Source organism: Acinetobacter sp. 197, from assembly GCF_048148385.1.
Taxonomy (GTDB): Bacteria; Pseudomonadota; Gammaproteobacteria; order Pseudomonadales; family Moraxellaceae; genus Acinetobacter; species Acinetobacter pecorum.
The window spans coordinates 134402-153438 of the sequence record NZ_JAYWZK010000006.1; the positions used below are offsets into that span (position 1 = coordinate 134402).

The window sequence follows — 19037 nt, forward strand, 5'->3', positions numbered from 1 at the left end:
TGCAGGCTTTTAACGGAGCTTTTGATTGAGTTCATTTAAGAAAATTTCAGCATCAAGTTGGCTTTGAAATACTTTTTGTATTCTCCGACCTGCTGAACAGAATGCGGCGTATATTGAATAGAAATTTCAAATAAACCATTTTCAGGATTCTTGCTGACATGTATGGCAATAATATGCTGGCTATTTAAATAAAAACCATCTTCAATTTTCACTAACATATCTTGGACAACCTCTAGTAAGCGAATCTGTAGATCCCTTTACCTAGCTTACAGCTTAATAAACAAATACTCTTTTCCGTATAATCATACTGTAACACCCTTTGATACTTAACTCGGCCTTTAAGGAAATTCAACTGTATTTAAAGACAGCATTTGAAAAAGTAAAAAAAACCGGATCATGTCGATCCGGTTTTTTAACAATGAATGTTATACACTGAGCATACTATTAAGTGTCTCAGACACATTTTTAGATTTGACCAGTGGCTTTAAGGTTTCAAGTTGAGCTTTTACTTCACTACGTTGTGGTTCCGCCAAGGTATACCAGCGTGACAATACCTGTAGCAAACGTGAGCCCACGATCGGATTTTTCTCATCCAGATATTTTGCCAGACCAATAAAATGCTGTACGCCAAAGCTCCAGGTATTAACTGGGTTGGCATTCAAACCACCACTGACTGCACGAATACGGTTAGGCACCGCCAGATCATAATCCGGATGTTGGGTCAAATACGCAATCGTTGCATCCGTAGCTTTTGGATGTGCTGCCTGAACCATAAACCATTGATCCAGAGACAAGGCTTCGTCTTCAAAACGACTGTAGAAATCGGCCAGAGCTTCTTGTGCTTGTGGCGCATCATTCCAGACCAAAACTTTCAGCGCCCCTAAACGTTCAGACATATTGCCTGTATGATACTGCTCATAGGCCAAGTCAAAGACAGATGCATCTCCCTGACGAGCCATCATCGTCAGCATGATGTTTCTCAGGGCACGCACCCCCATTGCTTGCGAGAAATCAGATTGCAAATCTGGATCCAGACTCAGATAAGTTTCTTTCGCTGTTTCTCCAAAGGCACGGGCCAGAGTATGCAGTAAAGCCTCACGCTTTTCCTGAATCATGGCTGGCTGATAATCCTGATCAATACGGCTGCCCAAGTAACCTTCAGATGGTACATCAAACAGACGTGATGCCAGCACCGGATCTTTCTCAATCATATCCGGCAAGGTATTAAGCATGGCCTGAATATAGATCTCGGCAGGTTGATCATCCAGCAGGATACGTTCAAGTAAGGTTTGGGTCGCCTGCCACTGGTTAAAACCATTGGTCTCATATTGCAACAGGAAAGCCAGTTCTTTTTCTGAATAGTCAAAGTCCAGATTTACCGGTGCAGAGAAATTGCGCAGCAAGGACACTACTGGTTTCGCTGCAACACCACTAAACTCGATCGTTGCCTCATCCTGATCAAACAGATACATACCATCCTTAACGCCATTTTCAAAGAGCGCCTTAGAATTTAGCGTTAGCTGTTCACCGCTTTCAGCATCAAACAGTGCTAAAGCAACTGGAATTGGAACTGCTTTCAGATTCGGGTATTTGGCATGCGGTTTCAGGCTTTGCTTGAAGTGAAGGCGATAGATTTGGGTCTCTACATCGTACTCAGCTTTTACTTGCAGTTTAGGCGTACCGGGCTGGTTGTACCAGGTCAAGAAGTTTGAAAGATCCACACCTGAACCTGCTGTAAGTGCGGCTACCCAATCCTCAACCGTTACCGCCTGACCATCATGACGGCGGAAATATTCATCAGTTCCTTGACGGAATTTTTTCTTGCCAAGCAAGGTCGCCATCATGCGGTTAATTTCCGCACCTTTTTCATAAACAGTGGCAGTATAGAAGTTGTTAATTTCTACAAAATGATCCGGACGCGGTGGATGTGACAATGGTCCTGAATCTTCCGGGAACTGATGCGCTTTCAGAACCGCCACATCATCAATACGCTGTACCGCAGCCGACTGCAAATCTTCCGAGAAAGACTGGTCACGGAATACAGTCAGGCCCTCCTTAAGACATAACTGGAACCAGTCACGACAGGTAATCCGGTTACCGGTCCAGTTATGGAAGTATTCATGGGCAATGACTGACTGCACCCGCATGATGGCGGCATCAGTAGTGTACTCTTCATCGGCCAGCACACATGAAGTATTGAAGATATTCAGACCTTTATTTTCCATGGCACCCATGTTGAATGCACTGGTCGCCACAATCATGTAGTTATCCAGATCATAAGGCAGACCATAATGCTCCTCATCCCAGCGCATGGAATGTTTGAGCGCTTCCATGGCAATCTTGCATTTTGGAATATCTTTTTCTTCTGCATAGATTTCCAGAGCCACATTGCGGCCTTCCGAAGTAACATAATGATCTTTCATCACGGCCAGATCACCAATCACACAGGCGAACAAATAGCTCGGTTTTTTGGTCGGATCCTGCCAGATGGCATAGTGACGATTGGCATCTACTTCACCGGTTTCCAGCAGGTTACCATTCGCAAGCAAGACCGGATATTTCTTGTCTGCCTCTACACGCGTCGTAAAGACCGACAACACATCAGGACGGTCTGGATAGAAAGTAATTTTACGGAACCCTTCTGGTTCATTTTGGGTCACAAACAGATCTGAACTGGCCTGATATAAACCTTCCAGCATCGTATTACTTTCAGGATGGATTTTAACCACAATTTCAAGTGATACCTGATCAGGTGCATTGGCAATGACTAGCTGTTCAGCATCCAGGTGGTAGTCACTGGCATTCAGGGTTTGACCATTTAACCGAATCGATTGCAGTTCCAGATCGCGGCCAAGCAGAACCAGATCACCAGCAGTCTGACGCTGCATCTCCAGCTTGCTGCTGACCAGACTGTGATCACTGTAGACTTGAATATTCAGGTCTACAGAATCGACGACAAAGGAAGGTTTTTGATAGTCTTTTAAATAAATGGTTTGATCCGCTTCGATCACCGGGTTTGCCGCAATATTCATGTCCTGTCCTAATCTTTTATCGTGTTCGACATTGTTCATGTCAAAATCATACGCCAAGTTTGAAACGCTGTCTGTGCATTTGTATTGTCAGATCTAATATGGGCATTTCATGCACCACTTTCAATGCATTCTGCCTAAATGGGCAGCACTCCGCTCTACATAAGAAATATCTGTGCCATAAAAATAGTCAGGATCATAATTTCTTACATTTTCATAAACAACTGATTTAAAAATATATAATTTTATTTGCAGAGTACCGCATAAATCCAGATTAAAAAATGAGCACACTTCTTGCTACAGTTAAACTGTGTTTTTCCACACTTCCAATGAAAGAATAATGATAACGATGATGAGGTGAGTCATGTATTTAAAACAGCATGTAATACGGATCGAAAATATTAAAACTTTGCAGACTCTGGATCAGGCCAATATTGACCATAAAGTGATTGCACTGCTGATGAGCTGTGAAGGCATTCCGCTTCAGGCCCATGAAGTGACTGCCATTCTTAACACCTACGATGCACTCGGTGCCAAAAAAGTACCCTCTAAAAAGGTTCAAGCCTTAATTCATGCCAAAAACCTTGGAGAGCAGGACGATACTTTACCCTGCCCGGTTTAAAAAGTGTCATTTCATGTTTTAAAATCAGAGCTACTTCGGTAGCTCTTCTTCTGTTTGTGTGGCTGTTTTTGATTTTAAAAAATTGCGCCAGTCCACTACGTTTGCATCTCATCAGCCGTGTATAATCAAATGCCCGACCATTCTAGAGTTGCCCGCAACCATGGTATTCAGTGTTCTGCAAAAACAGCTTGATGAAAGTACTCACTGCCCATTGTGTAAGGCATCGATGTATTGGATTGAGGCAGAACAATATGATCAGGAGCTGAGCTATCATGAATGCAGCCATTGCCAGCATCAGCTTTATTCCGATCAAAAGCACAATTGTTATTGTGAACACTGTCTGGCACAGCGTAAACGCATGCTCAAGGAAGTCCGCTTACAGGAAAACCGTCAATATCATAAAAAACAGGATCGACCGGTTCTTGAGCTCAATCAGCTCAGTTTTATCAATAAACTGTTTTTACTCGCGATTCTGGATGAACAGGTGCAGGAATATAGCCAGCACCGCGAATATATTGACTGGCATCAAATTCGATATTATTCCATCAGTCCAAATTATCTGTTTCAACATGGTCTGGTGAAAAGCCTGATCCGGGATCAGGTGCTGATTCCCAAAGATGTCCAGCAGGAAAACCTGCACTATTATATTAATGTGCGTCTGGATGGCTATTCTGAGCCCACCCTATTCAGCATTACCCAGCAGCTGCGCAATTGGTTTTATCAAAACCTGAGCCAAGGTGTGCCCTTTAAAAGTGCAGATGAAGTCAAAGATGCACTCTATTGCCTGCTGTATGAAGAAATCATTCAGTTTGCCCAATTCTATTGCCGTAGCTGGAATGTGCAGATTGCCGGAAATCAGAGCTTTCAGACTTTTTGCTATCGTCTTTTGGATGTACTGGCTGTGGGACAGATTTATTATCTGGTACAAACGGGACTTGAATATCTGTACAAGCAAAAAGCTCTTAAGCCACGCAATGAAAATTTTATTAATACTAATCTGCTAAAAAAAACCTTGCAGCAGTACCGGGAACGTTCCATCACGGAAAAATGGGAAACCTCTACTTTGCCTCGCCCACCTCAACTGGCATTTAGCAAGATGAGCGAAATCCTGTTTTATCGTTTTCTGGGCTATGATGAAAATATCTTCTTTCAGCCAGTGTGGCGTTCGTGGCACAAGATCGAACCTCGCCTGAAATTTTATTCCCAGAAACGTTGTATGCACTGCGGCTCACAGGAACTGTCGGTGGATTATGATGCCAGTGACTATGTCAGCCTGTTCTGTCGTAGCTGCAAGCATCAAGACCATTATTTTACCCGCTGACCGAATAGACAACTTATCTTCCACTTTTATAAATGACCATGATGACGACTTCGATGCAAGCATTACAGCAAACACTTCTGGACCAGATCTGTGAAGCCTGGTTGAAACTTCAGCAACAGCAGCCCTTGGTGCATATCATGACCAATACGGTGGCCAGCAACTATGTCGCCAATATTGTACTGGCTGCACATGCGTCTCCGGCCATGATCGACAATCCGTTTGAAGCTGAAAGTTTTGCCAAGATTGCAGCAGCAATCAGTCTGAATCTGGGCACACCGACGACAGAACAGGTTCATGCGATGCAGATTGCTGCGGAAACTGCACATCAGCTGCAAAAACCTTGGGTGCTTGATCCGGTCGGTTATGGAACAGTTCTGCACTGGCGTTCAGGCATCGCAGATCAGTTGATGCATTTCCATCCTGCCATTTTGCGTGGTAATGCCTCTGAAATTGGTGCTTTGGCCGGCAAGCAGATTGAGTCCAAAGGTGTGGACAGTACGGTAGACAGTGCGGATGTTTATTTACAGGCGCAAAGTTTGCTGGATTATTGTGAATGTATCGCGATCTCCGGTGAATCCGATTACATTATTTCTAGAGACTATCCTGTGATACAGGTGTCAGGCGGTTCTGCTTTACAGCCCCGAATCACGGCGATGGGATGTGCGCTCGGTGCACTGATTGCTGCATATAGCGCAGTAACGTCTCCCGCCCTTGCTGCATTAACGGCACATGTACATTTTGCCATTGCCGGTCAATTGGCATTTGAACGCGCACAACAGTTAGGCAATTTTAATGTTGCCTTTCTGGATGAAATCCATCAACTCAATACTGAAACAATCCGGCAATACGCAAGCTTCAAAATTCTGCCGGAATCCATTTAGTTTATTGGCTGCTTTACGGGGTGTGTAGGCTTAAATAGGTAAACGCGCCCTTATCTAGTTTACCTACTTCCTTTTTATCTTTATCCATATCGATAGAAATCTTCTGTTTGAGTCTTATGCGCCAAGCATTTTGATAAATGCTTTGCTTGATGAGTAGAGCTTCATGAAATTTATATATCGATTTCCTTAAAAAGCATATCTTCCTTTAATTAAGATATCTTTGCATAAGGTTAATTCAGTTCATGTGAATTGTAGTTTATTTTCTTATTCCTATTTAAATAGGACTTTTAAGTTTTGATTAACAGGCTGTATGAATCCACACCCAATGCCTGATCATGCTTATTTTTAATGATCGATTTGACCTCTTTTGGCTTGAAATTTTTAGTGCAATACCCGCATATTGAGCTCAATTTGGAACTTGAAATATAGTATGAATAAACTGATAAAAATTAGTTTAAACAAGGGCTCATATTATTTTAATAAACCAGATTCAACAGACATGCATTAAAAAAAGCCAGCTGCCACTGAAGCAACTGACTTCTAGAATTTGAACAAATAACGTATTTAAAACACCTGTTTAACCTGCGTAATGAATGCTGACCGACTTGATACGATTGCTTTCAATTTCAGTGACTTTGAACTGCACACCTTGATAATTTAACTCGGTGCCCACTTCAACCGTACTGTTGGTTTTATCTAGAATCAGACCCGCCACACTAATATAACCAGCATCTTCATCAATTAGATCAATCATGCCAAGTTCCAGCTCAAGCTGATACAGGTCTAACATACCTGATGCGATCCAGTGCGTATCATCGATTTTAACTAGATCTAGCTGTTCATCAGCATCCGGGAATTCACCCGCAATTGCTTCAAATACATCCAGCGGTGAAATCAGACCCTGTACATTACCAAATTCATCGCTGACCAAGACCAAAGACCCCTTAGAAGTACGCAAGGTATTAATCGCATCAATAACTTTCATTCTTTCAAAGATATAGATTGGACGATGACGTTTAATCAGTGCTTTTAATTCTTCCGGCTCTTCCAGGACATCCAGTAACTCTTTGGCACGTACTACGCTAATGACCTTATCCAGGCTACCGCGACATACTGGGAACAGGCTGTGTGGAACGGAAAGAATTTTTTCACGGATCTCCTCTGGACTATCTTCCAGATCGACCCATGAAATCTGGCTCCGGGGCGTCATGATCGAAGCGACTGAACGCTCTGCAAGGGTAAGAACCCCACCAATCATATAACGTTCTTCATCTGCAAAGGTTTCTTGTGCCTCATTATTTTGAGTATCAGTCGTCTCCAGCTTACCGCCCATCAATTTCAGAATCGAGTCAGCCGTACGATGACGCAAAGGGATCTTCGATTCATGTTTAGCAGCATTACGCTGACCGAACTGGTTAAATGCCTCGATTATGATCGCGACACCAATACCTGAATAGATATAGCCTTTTGGAATATGGAAGCCAAAACCTTCTGCAATCAGACTGATACCAATCAAAAGCAGGAAGCTTAAACACAGAATCACCACGGTTGGATGACGGTTCACAAAGTTGGTTAATGGTTTCGATGCCAGTAGCATCACGCCCATTGCGACAATCATAGCAGCCATCATGACATAAATATTGTCGACCATACCAATTGCGGTAATCACTGAATCTAAAGAGAAAACAGCATCTAAAACAACAATCTGTGCAACAACGGCAGTGAAACTTGCATATACCACGTTGGTAGATACTGTGACTTCAGGTTTGCCTTCAATTTTTTCATGCAGCTCAGTAACGGCCTTATACACCAGGAACAAGCCACCAAATAACAAAATCAGGTCCCGACCGGAGAAGGTCCAGTCAAACACAGTAATCAATGGTTGTGTCAAAGTGACCAACCAGGCAATCGCAAATAACAGGCCTAGACGCATGAATAATGCGAGTGACAAACCGACAACACGCGCTTTATCGCGTTGTTCAGGAGGAAGTTTTTCAGCCAGAATGGCAATGAAGACTAGGTTATCAATACCTAAAACAATTTCAAGAATAATAAGAGTAATTAAACCTACCCAGATTCCGGGATCTAATAAAAATTCCATTAGAGAATTACCCCGTTCGAGTAAGCTAAAAATAGAGATGGAAGATCAACGCACGGCGAGGGATCCATTAAAATAAAACCTATGCAACTTAAGACCATTCCATTATGCATAAACTGAATATTTTGTAATGTATTAATTTACAAAAAAATTACATGGTCATAGGGTTATAGCGGCTTTTTAACTACCTAGCAGATGATGAAATTGATTAATTTAAATTTTTTCTACATAACTTATTATAATTTAATGAAAACTCATCATAAGTTAACTATAGATAGATTATCCCTCTTATTTTAATGTGATTTGAGAAGTGAACTATGCAATATTTTTTCATTGAAGGAACAATCACTTAAAAGTTTAGCTTCGAATGAGCAGTCTAGCGAGTTCACTAAACCACTTTACTGTCGTCTCCTCCTAATCAGTTAATTTATTAAAATACAATATTTTATAGGAAAATTTATTTGGAGCGCCTGATGAGTAATCATCAAGTGTCCTACAACACTTTTCTACAAGCCAAATATCCAATGAAGAATTAAATTTTAACAAAATGTTATCGCCTTTTATCTGATTTTAATGAGCAATCCCTACTCCTGAAAGGGCTGACGTGCAGAACTCGTCAATATCTTGGGCTGTTAAGCAAAACTAAAAAGTGTCAGGACCTTAACATTTTTAAAATAAAGGTTGAAACATGCATAAACTTTTTCATAAAATGAACGGGCCCTAGAACAATAAATACAAGGAACATTTCATGACTAAAAAATATGCAAAATTTTTGCCGTGTACGGAAGAATTTAATTTAGAAAACTTTCCATATTATTGGGTAACTCAGGTTCATGCTCAATACGTCCTTAATGTCGACCATGCACTTAAAAAGTATGGTGTTGACAATTCACGTCGCCGCATTCTTCTTGCCTTAAAATCCAAACCGCATGCCAGTGTTTCTGACTTATCAGAGATGGTTGTCTCTAAAATGTCGACCACGACGAAAATTGTTTACCGCTTAAAAGATGAAGGTCTGGTTGAAACCTATTCATGTGAGGATGATGCACGGATTACCCGGGTGATTTTGACCGAAAAAGGCACGCAAATGACCCATAAGATCAATGACCTGACCAATGTTGTCCTGGAACAGTCCTTTGAAGGCCTGACACCTTTGCAAATTGAAAAAACCATGGAAAGTTTACGTCATATTTTTAAAAATTTAGCTCGTTAAGAGTCTCATTTTTTATTTTAAATAGACGCTGGCGAATTTCTTACATACTTTTAATAATAAATAATTCGCCAGAGCTTTCTAAGAATCAAAAAAGTTTAGTTGCGCACTGACTTTTTTGATTTTTTCTTTAGGTACATGTGAACATTCAAACTCTTCTACCGGAAAACCCTCTACAAAGCTGTGAATAGCTGGATAACTTAGTGTTAGCCATTCTTTTAGGCGCTCTTGAGGAATTACAATCACCGATCGTTTGACATTACCCGGCTCATGAAATTCTTTCATCATTGGATGGTCAATTGCATCCATGGTTATCATGCTGGCCGAGCGTATAATTTCTCCTTGTATCCGAGCAATCTCATAGATGGCCGCGATAAAAGTTGCTTGACCATCTTTACGTCTTATTCCCCAACGTTGCGGTTTATTGTCGAAATATTTGGACTCATAAAATTCTGATACTGGGATGACACCAAAATGACATTTAGCAGTAGCCTCAGCAAAGGTGGGCTTTTCAAGTAAAGTTTCATTTCTGGCATTATAGGTTTTGGTTCCTATTTTTTGATCTTCTGCCCATTTCGGAATAAGGCCAAAGTTCACCAACCGCCACTCTGGTCCTTGAGCTGAATGGAATAAAAGTGGTGTGGCATAATTGGGATAGACCTCTTCTGGATATTCAAAAGGAATTTCTGGCAACTCCAGATTATGCAACTGTTTTAGGGTTAAAGGCTTAAAATTGGCGCACATGCTTCATCAGATAAATCATTTGATTTACAGATTATAACTTGGCGCCTGCAGTGAACCTGTATGGATTATAGGTAAGTTTATATTATTTACTATTATTCACTTGGAACCGTCAGCCAGTGCGTGCGGGTAAACTCTTCAAAAATCCAGCGTCCATTAAAACGTCCCAGTCCTGAATTTTTCTCCCCCCCAAAAGGTGCGTTCGGCTGGTCTGCAACACTAATCCCATTAATATGCGTCATACCAATATCCAGTTGTGCCGCAAAAGCAGTACCTCGCTCGATGTTTGAAGTACATACGGCACTGGACAAACCAAACTCGGTTGCATTGGCCAGCTCTAAAGCATGTGCTTCATCACGGGCTTTTAGGATAGGTAAAATCGGTCCAAAGCTTTCTTGTTGTGCCAGATCGGAATTTTCAGCGACATCAATAAAAATATGCGGAGAAACCAGATTTCCTTCAATGCCTCCTTCATAGACCAGTTGCGCGCCCTGCTCGCTGCCCGTTTGAATGATCTGCTGATGTTTTTTGACCTGACTCTGATTAATGATTGGTCCGATCACGGTATCTTCCAGATTTGGATCACCCACCGGAATCATTTTGACCCGTTCCAGAAGCTTATCTACATATGCATCATGGATAGAGGCATCGACAATAACCCGGTTGGTACTCATACAAATTTGCCCCTGATGCAAGAAACGCCCCATCAAGGTCAGTTCAACAGCCAAATCAAGATCAGCATCATCTAGAATGACCAAAGGTGCATTACCCCCCAGCTCCAGCGCCAGACGCTTGATTCGGGAACTGGCTAAAGCTTTGCTACCGACACTTTTTCCCACTTCAGTCGAACCGGTAAATGAAATCATTTTGGGTACCGGATGCTCAACAAAATAATCCCCGATTTCACTGCCAGCACCGGCAACGATATTCAAAGCACCTGCAGCTAACCCTGCTTCTTCAAAGAGTTTGCCGATTAATGTGCCACCAGTCACCGGGGTATCACTGGCTGGCTTCAGTACAACTGTATTGCCACAGGCAATTGCTGTTGCTACTGAGCGTAAAGACAAATGAAATGGAAAGTTCCATGGGCTAATGACAGCAATCACACCTAAAGGCTTACGCAAAACTAAACTTTTACGTGCCGGATCCTTACTTTCCAGCTGTTCTGTTTGGATCCGGTCTGGAAAATTCAGACTTTCCTGAATAATGCCTAAAGCAGCATTTATCTCAAGGCCTGCCTTAATACGTGTACTACCGGATTCAATGATCAGCCAGTCAATGATTTCGTCACGACGCTGCTGAATAATTGAGATCACATTTTGCAGCACTGTTTTACGTACTTCAATGGATTTCAAGGTATCTTGCTGAAAAGCCTGCGCTGCTGCTGTATAAGCACTGTCTACATCAACAGAACTGGCCGCTGGCATACTAAAAATTTCACTCTGGGTATAAGGATTGATATTTTTTATAATCCTAGTTGAAGTACCGGCTTGCCACTGGCCATGAATAAACTGCTGGTCTAAATTTTGATATACCGTCATCATTTTATTGTTTCCTGGAATACTTTTCCTCACTTTAAGAGTTCGGCTAGAAAATTTCCAGTCAGGACGACAACGGCTTACCATTAGACAATAAAAAAGCCTCCGAAGAGGCTTTTTCAATTAGACAGGATTAGTCACCTGTATAACCTTTCAGTTTTAAACGCGCTGCATGTAAAAGTGGTTCGGTATAGCCTGATGGTTGCTCACCACCTTTAAAGATCAAGTCAGACGCTGCCTGGAATGCAATATTATTGGCAAAGTCATTAGACATTGGCGTGTAAAGTGGATCATTGGCATTTTGCTCATCCACAATTTTTGCCATACGTTGCATAACTTCTTCTACCTGCTCACGACTTACGATACCGTGACGTAACCAGTTAGCAACATGTTGTGAAGAAATACGGAGTGTCGCACGGTCTTCCATTAAACCGACATCATTAATGTCTGGCACCTTAGAACAACCCACGCCTAAGTCTACCCAACGCACTACATAACCTAAAATACCTTGACAGTTATTTTCAAGCTCTTTGAGCTTCTCTTCTTCTGTCCAGTTAGTATCTTTGGCAAGCGGTGGCGTTAACAAGTCATCAAGTGGCAATGCTTCAGTCGCAAGAAGTTCTTTCTGACGGTTTGCTACATTGATTTGATGATAGTGAATCGCGTGAATCACAGCACCTGTTGGAGAAGGTACCCATGCACAGCTTGCGCCTGCTTCAGGATGCTCGGTTTTGGTCTTGTACATGTCCAGTAGCATGTCTGGTTTTGGCCACATGCCTTTACCAATTTGTGCTTTACCACGTAGACCTGCTTGCAAACCAATCATCACGTTACGGTTTTCGTAAGCAGGGAACCAGATTTGGCCTTTGATCTCGCCCTTACGTACGAAGGGACCTGCTTCCATAAAGGTATGGATTTCGTCACCAGTACGGTCCATGAAGCCTGTGTTAATGAAGATGGTACGGTCTTTAGCTTGAGCGATACAGTTCTTCAAGTTCACAGAGGTACGACGTTCTTCATCCATAATCCCGATTTTTAATGTCTTCGCAGGTAAGCCAAGTGCCTGTTCAGCACGCTCGAACAGTTCAACTGCAAATGCAACTTCTTCAGGACCATGCATTTTTGGCTTCACGATGTACATCGAACCCTTACGTGAGTTCTTGATCGTGTTTTCGCCGCGAATGTCAGCAATGGTAAGCAGTGGAGTCACCAAAGCATCCATGATGCCTTCATAGATTTCTTCGCCATCTACCAGAATTGCCGGGTTGGTCATCAAATGACCCACGTTACGAAGTAACATCAATGAACGACCGTGAACCTTAGTTTCACCGCCTTCAACATTTTTGAAAGTACGGTCTTCATTTAGTTTACGTGTAACAGTTTTGCCATTCTTTTCGATGGATTCTTCCAGCGTACCGCGCATCAGGCCTAACCAGTTACGGTAACCTTCAACTTTCTCTTCGGCATCTACTGCTGCAACCGAGTCTTCCAAGTCTTGAATGGTGGTTACAGCTGCTTCAAGTACCACATCTTTTACGCCAGCAGCGTCAGTTTGACCAATCGGGCTAGTGGCATCAATTTGAATGATGGCATGCAGGCCGTTGTTTTTTAAAACAACTTCTGTTGGTGCAGAGGCTTCACCGTTATAACCTACAAATTTAGACGCATCTGCAAGCGTTGTGGTTGAACCGTCTTTCAGGCTTACAACTAAAGCATTACCTTCAACTGCGTATTGAGTCGCATCGGCATGTGAACCTTGCGCCAGAGGGAAAGTTTCATCCAGGAAGTTTTTCGCAAATGCGATAACTTTCTCACCACGTTTCGGGTTATAGCCTTTGCTTTTTTCCGCACCATCTTCTTCAGAGATCACATCAAAGCCATAAAGTGCATCGTACAATGAACCCCAACGTGCATTCGCTGCGTTCAGGCAGTAACGTGCATTACGTACTGGTACCACCAACTGTGGACCTGCCAATACTGCAATTTCTTCGTCTACATTTTCAGTGCTGATTTGAAAATCTTCTACTTCTGGTAACAAGTAGCCAATTTCAGTCAAGAAAGCTTTGTAAGCTTGTAATTCAAATGTGTTATTGCGGTGCCATTCATCAATTTTTGCCTGAATGTCATCACGCTTAGCCAAAAGTGCTTTATTTTTAGGGCTAAGATCAACAACGACTTGTTCAAAGTTCTTCCAGTATGTTTCGCTGTCCAAACCAGAACCTGGTAGTGCTTCATTTTCGATAAAATCGTAAAGTTCTTTAGCAATCGCTAACTTGCCTTTTTGAATACGTGCAGTCATTGTCTTTCCTGATATTGCTACTTTTTATACAAGAGATTCTAGTATACCGATTAAAATCTAGCTGAATAGTATTATCACATTGCTAAATACTGAGCATTTTTTCCAATATGAATACCCTCATAAACATATTTGATTCAGCTCAGCCACAATTAGATATCATTATGCTAAATACCCTAATGACAGTGTATAAAGTTTTCGAAATGTAGAAATTAGACTTAAGTTCAGATTTTCGAGCAAAAATTATGCATTCTAGTTATACACGATCATATTTAGATCAAGATTAAGCCATGTTTGATCAGGCTTGTCGATAATTTAACTACCTATTTTTATAAAAAAAGCGCCAGTAAATAACCAGCGCTTTTATTGTTATTCTTCGTTTAAAGAGACTATTTTCTCGATCTGACGATGTTCTGAATTCAGGTATTCATCCGACTGCATTTCCAGCAAACGGGAACGGGTTCGTTCAATTTCAAAGGCCAGCTTCTCTCCCTGATAAATATCCACAATATTATCTTCCGAGGTCAAGAGCAACTTGACGCCGCGGTCATAAAACTCATCTACCAGATAAATAAAACGGCGCGTGCCATCACTCAGAAAATCGGTTAGATGCGGAACATTGCTGACCAAAACAGTATTATAAATATTGGCGATTTCAATAAAATCAGCCGGGCTACGTGGTTTTAAACATAGTTCAGAGAATTCACACCACAATACATCTTCGGTATGCGCTACGGTTTCAACAATACGGTTGTTGATAATAATCGGTTCTTCAGAGCGTGTTTGAGTCTGGGTTAAAGCATTAAAGCGCTGCGCAATCCAGTTTTTATGATCATGTGTTAACGGGAATTTAAACAATTGTGCCTGTTTTAAAACCCGTAAACGGTAATCGACTCCGGCATCGACATTTAATACCACACAATTTTTCTTGACCAGTTCAATCGTTGGCAAGAAACGGTCGCGGTGAATCCCGTTTTTATATAACCCGTCTGGTGCAATATTCGAGGTAGCGATCAAGGTAATGCCGCGCTCAAACAACTTCTGGAATAAATCGCTCAAGATCATTGCATCTGTCACATTCGATACAAAAAACTCATCAAAACAGATGACGACTGCTTCTTTATAAATCCGGTCCGCTACGATATCTAGCGGATTACGCTGCCCGGATAACTTATTTAATTCATGATGCACATGCTGCATAAAATGATGAAAATGCATCCGGGTTTTACGGCGAAACGGAATGGAATCATAGAACTGATCCATGAGCCAGGTTTTGCCACGCCCCACCCCACCCCACATATATACTCCTTTCGGAGATGTCTGACGGCGAAAGCGGCGGAATGCTTTTTTCGATGCCTTAAATCGCTGAATCAATTCCAGCCAGACACGATTCAGTTCATGTACTGCCATCGCTTGTGCTTCATCAGGCATAAACTGTCCAGAAGATATTGCTTGTGCATAACGTTCTGCAGGAGAAATCGGACTAAAGGCGGTGCTGTGCTGTGAATTAAAATCGGACATAGAATTTCGTACTATTTGGGATCAATTTAATTATAACGGAGTTTAATCAACACGCTATAACACTTTGGCATAAACAAACTTAGGCTATTTTATATATTGCCGAGGACTTTGCCCAAACCAGCGTTTAAAGGCATGGTTAAAAGCGGCCGGCTCGGAATAGCCCAATAATTCTGCAATCATTTCAATCGAATACTGCTTATATTCAATTAATCGCAAAGCTTTATCTTTAATAATCTCTTCACGAATCTGCTTATAACTGGTATCACATTGCTGTAACTGATGCCGCAAGGTCCGTTCGGGAATATTCAGTGCCTGTGCAGTTTCAGCCATACTTGGCATTAGACCGCTTTGGATTTCCAGATAATCCTGCACCCGCTGCACCACAGTCGGTGTCTTTTCGTCCTCCTGCAACCGCTCTAGCTCAGCCAGACATTTGGCTTCATAGATTGCAAAAGTTTCCTCATCCTTCGAGGGAATTTTAATATCCAGAACCGCTTCATCAAACCAGAATGCCGCCCGAGGTGCATCAAACTGTACCTGATTCCCATAATAATCATGATAGATCTTTAAGGTATTCGGATTTGCCGGATAGGCAAATGGCAACTCAATCCGCAAATCAGGTTTGGATAAACCCATCATTTTGTAAATTTCCCGGATAAACTTAAAAGTTCCGGAAATCTCCGCCTGTGCCAGCAACCTTCCCAAATGGTCATCTAGCTGCTTGGCTCGATAACATAGCGCACTATAATGTTCGCTATGCTCCAAAGCCAATTGACCGGTCAGATGCGTCAACTGCTGAAAACGGATCACCTGATTCAGTGCATCACGTACCGTAGGGCTCGTCACCAGCAACATGAGTAAGGGACCATAGCCTGCCAAGGCATAATGCTGGCCAATCAACAATCCCTGTTCAGGCTGAATTTCCTGCCCCACCACCTTGAGCACATCATTTTCCAGACTCGGATGGATAATCGAGCTTGGATCAAAGGCATCTACACGCAGCCCAATGTTTTGCAGTTTCTGATCGACCTGCATACCAGCCTTACGCATCCCTTGAATCAAATACATCAGACTGAGAACAGAACGTTTCATAACCATACAAGTACAATGTGATTTCTCTAGTTGTACTATAAAAATAATATGCCGGCTATTGCCGTTTAGATCAATTTTCTGTCTAATCACTAAGGAGCAGATTACGATAAATATCCCACATTAAAATAAGCAAGGAATGTACAAATGCTAGATCACGCCACTGCTACAGGCTCCCATCCCCATACCAAAGTTGCCATTATTGGAGCCGGTTTCGGCGGTATTGCCATGGCAATACGTTTACAGCAACAGGGTATTTATGACTTCGTTATTCTGGAAAAAGGAAGTGATTTTGGTGGGACTTGGCGAGATAACCAATATCCGGGAGCAGCCTGTGATGTGCAATCACATTTGTATTCCCTGTCATTTGCTCCAAAAAGCAATTGGTCCAGACGTTACGCTGAAGCACCAGAAATATTTTCTTATATTCAGGATCTGGTAACTGACTATAATCTCCGTGCTTTCTGCCGTTTAAATACTGAAGTTCTGGCTGCACATTACCAGGCAGATCGCTGTCTATGGCAATTACAGCTTCAGGATCAAAGTATCCTTGAAGCCCAGTTCGTTATCTTCGCTTCTGGGCCATTGCATATTCCCCAAATCCCACATATACCCGGTATTGAGAAATTTCAGGGCAAAGTCTTTCATTCCGCACAATGGGATCACACATATGACCTGAATGGCAAAAATGTTGCTTCAATCGGGACAGGTGGTAGCGCGATTCAATATATTCCGGAAATCGCTCCACAATGCAAACAACTTTACGTCATGCAACGTACAGCGGCCTGGATCATTCCTCGTGATGAACGTATCTACCCCGACTTTGAAAAGAAACTATTTAAAAAATATGACTGGTTTCGAAAGTTACATCGCACCCGCCTGTATTGGTCAAATGAATCGCGTGTCGTACCGATTGTCAAACCTGGCATTATGAAATTCACCCAAAAACTGGCAGAACTGCTGATTAAATATGAGGTTAAAAATCCTGAATTGGCCAAACAACTGACTCCCGATTACATCATGGGCTGTAAACGCATTCTGGTTTCAAACCGCTACTTTCCGACTTTTAACCGCCACAATGTAGAACTGGTGACCGAGAAGATTCAGGAACTGACTGAACACAGTATCATTACACAAGATGGAAAAGAGCGGCCGATTGACTGTCTGATTTATGGTACCGGATTCATTACAGATCCACGTATCTATATGAAGAATTTTCAATGCACCGGACTCCATGGTGCAGAGCTGAATGACGTCTGGAAACAAGGCGCTGAAAGCTATTATGGAATTTGTGTAAAAGATTTTCCAAACCTGTTTCAGTTATTGGGACCCAATACTTTATTGGCGCACAATTCTGTGATTTTTATGATCGAGGCGCAAGTTGAGTATATCTTGCAACTAATAAAACTAGTCGATCAATCTCATAGTGATGCCATCATGGTCAAAGAGCAGGCGCAAGATACATTTAATCAGCAGGTGCAACATATGTTTGAAAAGACTGTTTGGCAATCTGGCTGTGTAAGCTGGTATCAGCAGGAAGGTGGTAAGAATTTCGCCTTGTGGCCGACTTATACCTGGAAATACTGGCTAAAAACCAAAAAAATCAATGCTGCAGATTATCAATTATTCAATAAACTTACCTAAAAGACTTTAGCATCCGATATCAAGCGATGGCATAATTTAAAGGTAAATTTTTCAATCCATTAAACTTATGCAATCGCTCTGGCTCATCTTTCAGCTTCTATTCTGTCTAGCACTCGGTTTTGCTATGGCAAAACGAATTCCGCAACCTATTATTAAAATCTGTTTCAAGCTATTGCCCTATTTTAGCTATGTATTATTGATTGCAATTGCCTTTGAATTTTCACAGCTTGTCGATGAATTACAGCATCCTCTCCAGATTCTGAGCACCTCGATCAGTATTGCCTTTCTGACTTCACTCGGTGCTTTTGCATTTTGTTATCTTCTATTTAAATGGGCAGGTTATCTTCCTAGTTCCGGTCGGGTATCCGTCGACCTGGTGCTTAAATCCCTGCTAAACATGAGCTATGCCTTTTTGGCTCTCGCCGGCGGATACTTTTTACATGCAGGCTTGAGTCTATTTGATCTGTCCCTGCAAATCAGCACCTGGCATTTATTACTGGTATTTATGTTCATGATTGGCCTAGATCTGGCCAACTCACCCTTAGATCGATCCTGGTTAAATTTTAAAATTCTACTGGTCCCGATCGGTTGTATTTTTGGTTCATTATTTGCAGTCATCGCATATTCATTCTGGAATACCCAGATGGATCTGAAAGATTTGATCATGCTGTCACAAGGCTATGGCTTTTATTCGATGTCAGGCGTCGTTGTCACGGAACTTCGTAATGCTGAACTCGGCAGTATCGCCCTGATGAATGACCTGTTTAGAGAAATTTTTGCCATTTTACTGATGTATTGTATGGGCTGGAGATATCCAAGATCTGCGATTTCAGCAGCGGGTGCAACTGCAATGGATGTGACTTTACCGATGGTTAAACAGGCCTGCGGGCATGATTTTATTCCGCATGCCATGGTCAGCGGTTTCATTTTGTCACTGTTAGCCCCAGTCATGGTAAGTGTACTGGCAGTGATTTAATTACTTTATCGCTTTCTCACTCTCTTCCCTGAGTCAGTTTTAAAGCAGGGTTTTAAAACGAAACACAAACA

Annotated in this window: 13 protein-coding genes and 1 pseudogene; 6 read left to right on the forward strand and 8 right to left on the reverse strand. The window is 42.0% G+C overall.

What is annotated here, in order from left to right:
- Positions 1-9: 9 nt before the first annotated feature.
- Both VXQ11_RS07920 and pepN read right to left on the reverse strand, forming a co-directional pair.
- A pseudogene (locus VXQ11_RS07920) lies at positions 10-218 on the reverse strand (hypothetical protein).
- Positions 219-425: 207 nt separating this feature from the next.
- Complete coding sequence (gene pepN, locus VXQ11_RS07925; protein WP_416705803.1) at positions 426-3032, reverse strand: aminopeptidase N; 2607 nt, start codon at positions 3030-3032, stop codon at positions 426-428.
- A gap of 361 nt (positions 3033-3393) precedes the next feature.
- Between pepN and VXQ11_RS07930 the strand changes: the two genes are divergently transcribed.
- The 3 genes from VXQ11_RS07930 (at position 3394) to thiM (ending at position 5853) form a co-directional block, all read left to right on the forward strand.
- Positions 3394-3651, forward strand: a complete 258-nt coding sequence (locus VXQ11_RS07930; RefSeq protein WP_064102710.1) for a hypothetical protein — start codon at positions 3394-3396, stop codon at positions 3649-3651.
- Between the two features lie 160 nt (positions 3652-3811).
- Positions 3812-4972, forward strand: coding sequence for a hypothetical protein (locus VXQ11_RS07935; protein ID WP_064102711.1), 1161 nt, complete (start codon positions 3812-3814; stop codon positions 4970-4972).
- A gap of 32 nt (positions 4973-5004) precedes the next feature.
- Entirely contained in the window at positions 5005-5853 is an 849-nt protein-coding gene (gene thiM, locus VXQ11_RS07940) for a hydroxyethylthiazole kinase (RefSeq protein ID WP_144723790.1), read from the forward strand.
- 577 nt (positions 5854-6430) lie between these two features.
- Here thiM and VXQ11_RS07945 read toward each other — a convergent pair.
- Positions 6431-7954: a TerC family protein gene (locus VXQ11_RS07945; RefSeq protein ID WP_416680696.1), complete on the reverse strand. Its 1524-nt coding sequence runs from the start codon at positions 7952-7954 to the stop codon at positions 6431-6433.
- A 745-nt stretch (positions 7955-8699) separates the two neighbouring features.
- On the opposite strand from VXQ11_RS07945, the gene VXQ11_RS07950 reads away from it, so the two are divergent.
- Positions 8700-9164: a MarR family winged helix-turn-helix transcriptional regulator gene (locus tag VXQ11_RS07950; protein WP_064096552.1), complete on the forward strand. Its 465-nt coding sequence runs from the start codon at positions 8700-8702 to the stop codon at positions 9162-9164.
- A gap of 78 nt (positions 9165-9242) precedes the next feature.
- Here the strand turns inward: VXQ11_RS07950 and VXQ11_RS07955 are convergent, their stop codons facing one another.
- From VXQ11_RS07955 to VXQ11_RS07975, 5 genes are all read right to left on the reverse strand, one after another.
- A complete protein-coding gene (locus tag VXQ11_RS07955; protein WP_191730588.1) occupies positions 9243-9905 on the reverse strand; it encodes an SOS response-associated peptidase in 663 nt (220 codons plus the stop codon).
- A gap of 92 nt (positions 9906-9997) precedes the next feature.
- Positions 9998-11446, reverse strand: coding sequence for an aldehyde dehydrogenase family protein (locus VXQ11_RS07960; RefSeq protein WP_416705787.1), 1449 nt, complete (start codon positions 11444-11446; stop codon positions 9998-10000).
- 127 nt (positions 11447-11573) lie between these two features.
- Positions 11574-13739, reverse strand: coding sequence for a malate synthase G (locus VXQ11_RS07965; RefSeq protein ID WP_416705788.1), 2166 nt, complete (start codon positions 13737-13739; stop codon positions 11574-11576).
- Positions 13740-14105: 366 nt separating this feature from the next.
- Positions 14106-15257 (reverse strand): cell division protein ZapE, encoded by a 1152-nt coding sequence (zapE, locus tag VXQ11_RS07970; RefSeq protein ID WP_416705789.1) that lies wholly within the window; start codon positions 15255-15257, stop codon positions 14106-14108.
- A gap of 84 nt (positions 15258-15341) precedes the next feature.
- On the reverse strand, positions 15342-16349 hold the full coding sequence (locus VXQ11_RS07975) for an AraC family transcriptional regulator ligand-binding domain-containing protein (RefSeq protein ID WP_416680702.1): 1008 nt from the start codon (positions 16347-16349) through the stop codon (positions 15342-15344).
- Positions 16350-16493: 144 nt separating this feature from the next.
- On the opposite strand from VXQ11_RS07975, the gene VXQ11_RS07980 reads away from it, so the two are divergent.
- Positions 16494-17990, forward strand: coding sequence for a flavin-containing monooxygenase (locus VXQ11_RS07980; protein WP_416705790.1), 1497 nt, complete (start codon positions 16494-16496; stop codon positions 17988-17990).
- 67 nt (positions 17991-18057) lie between these two features.
- Positions 18058-18966 carry a lysine exporter LysO family protein gene (locus VXQ11_RS07985; protein WP_064096557.1) on the forward strand — a complete coding sequence of 303 codons (909 nt, stop codon included), beginning with the start codon at positions 18058-18060 and terminating at the stop codon, positions 18964-18966.
- Positions 18967-19037 lie beyond the last annotated feature (71 nt).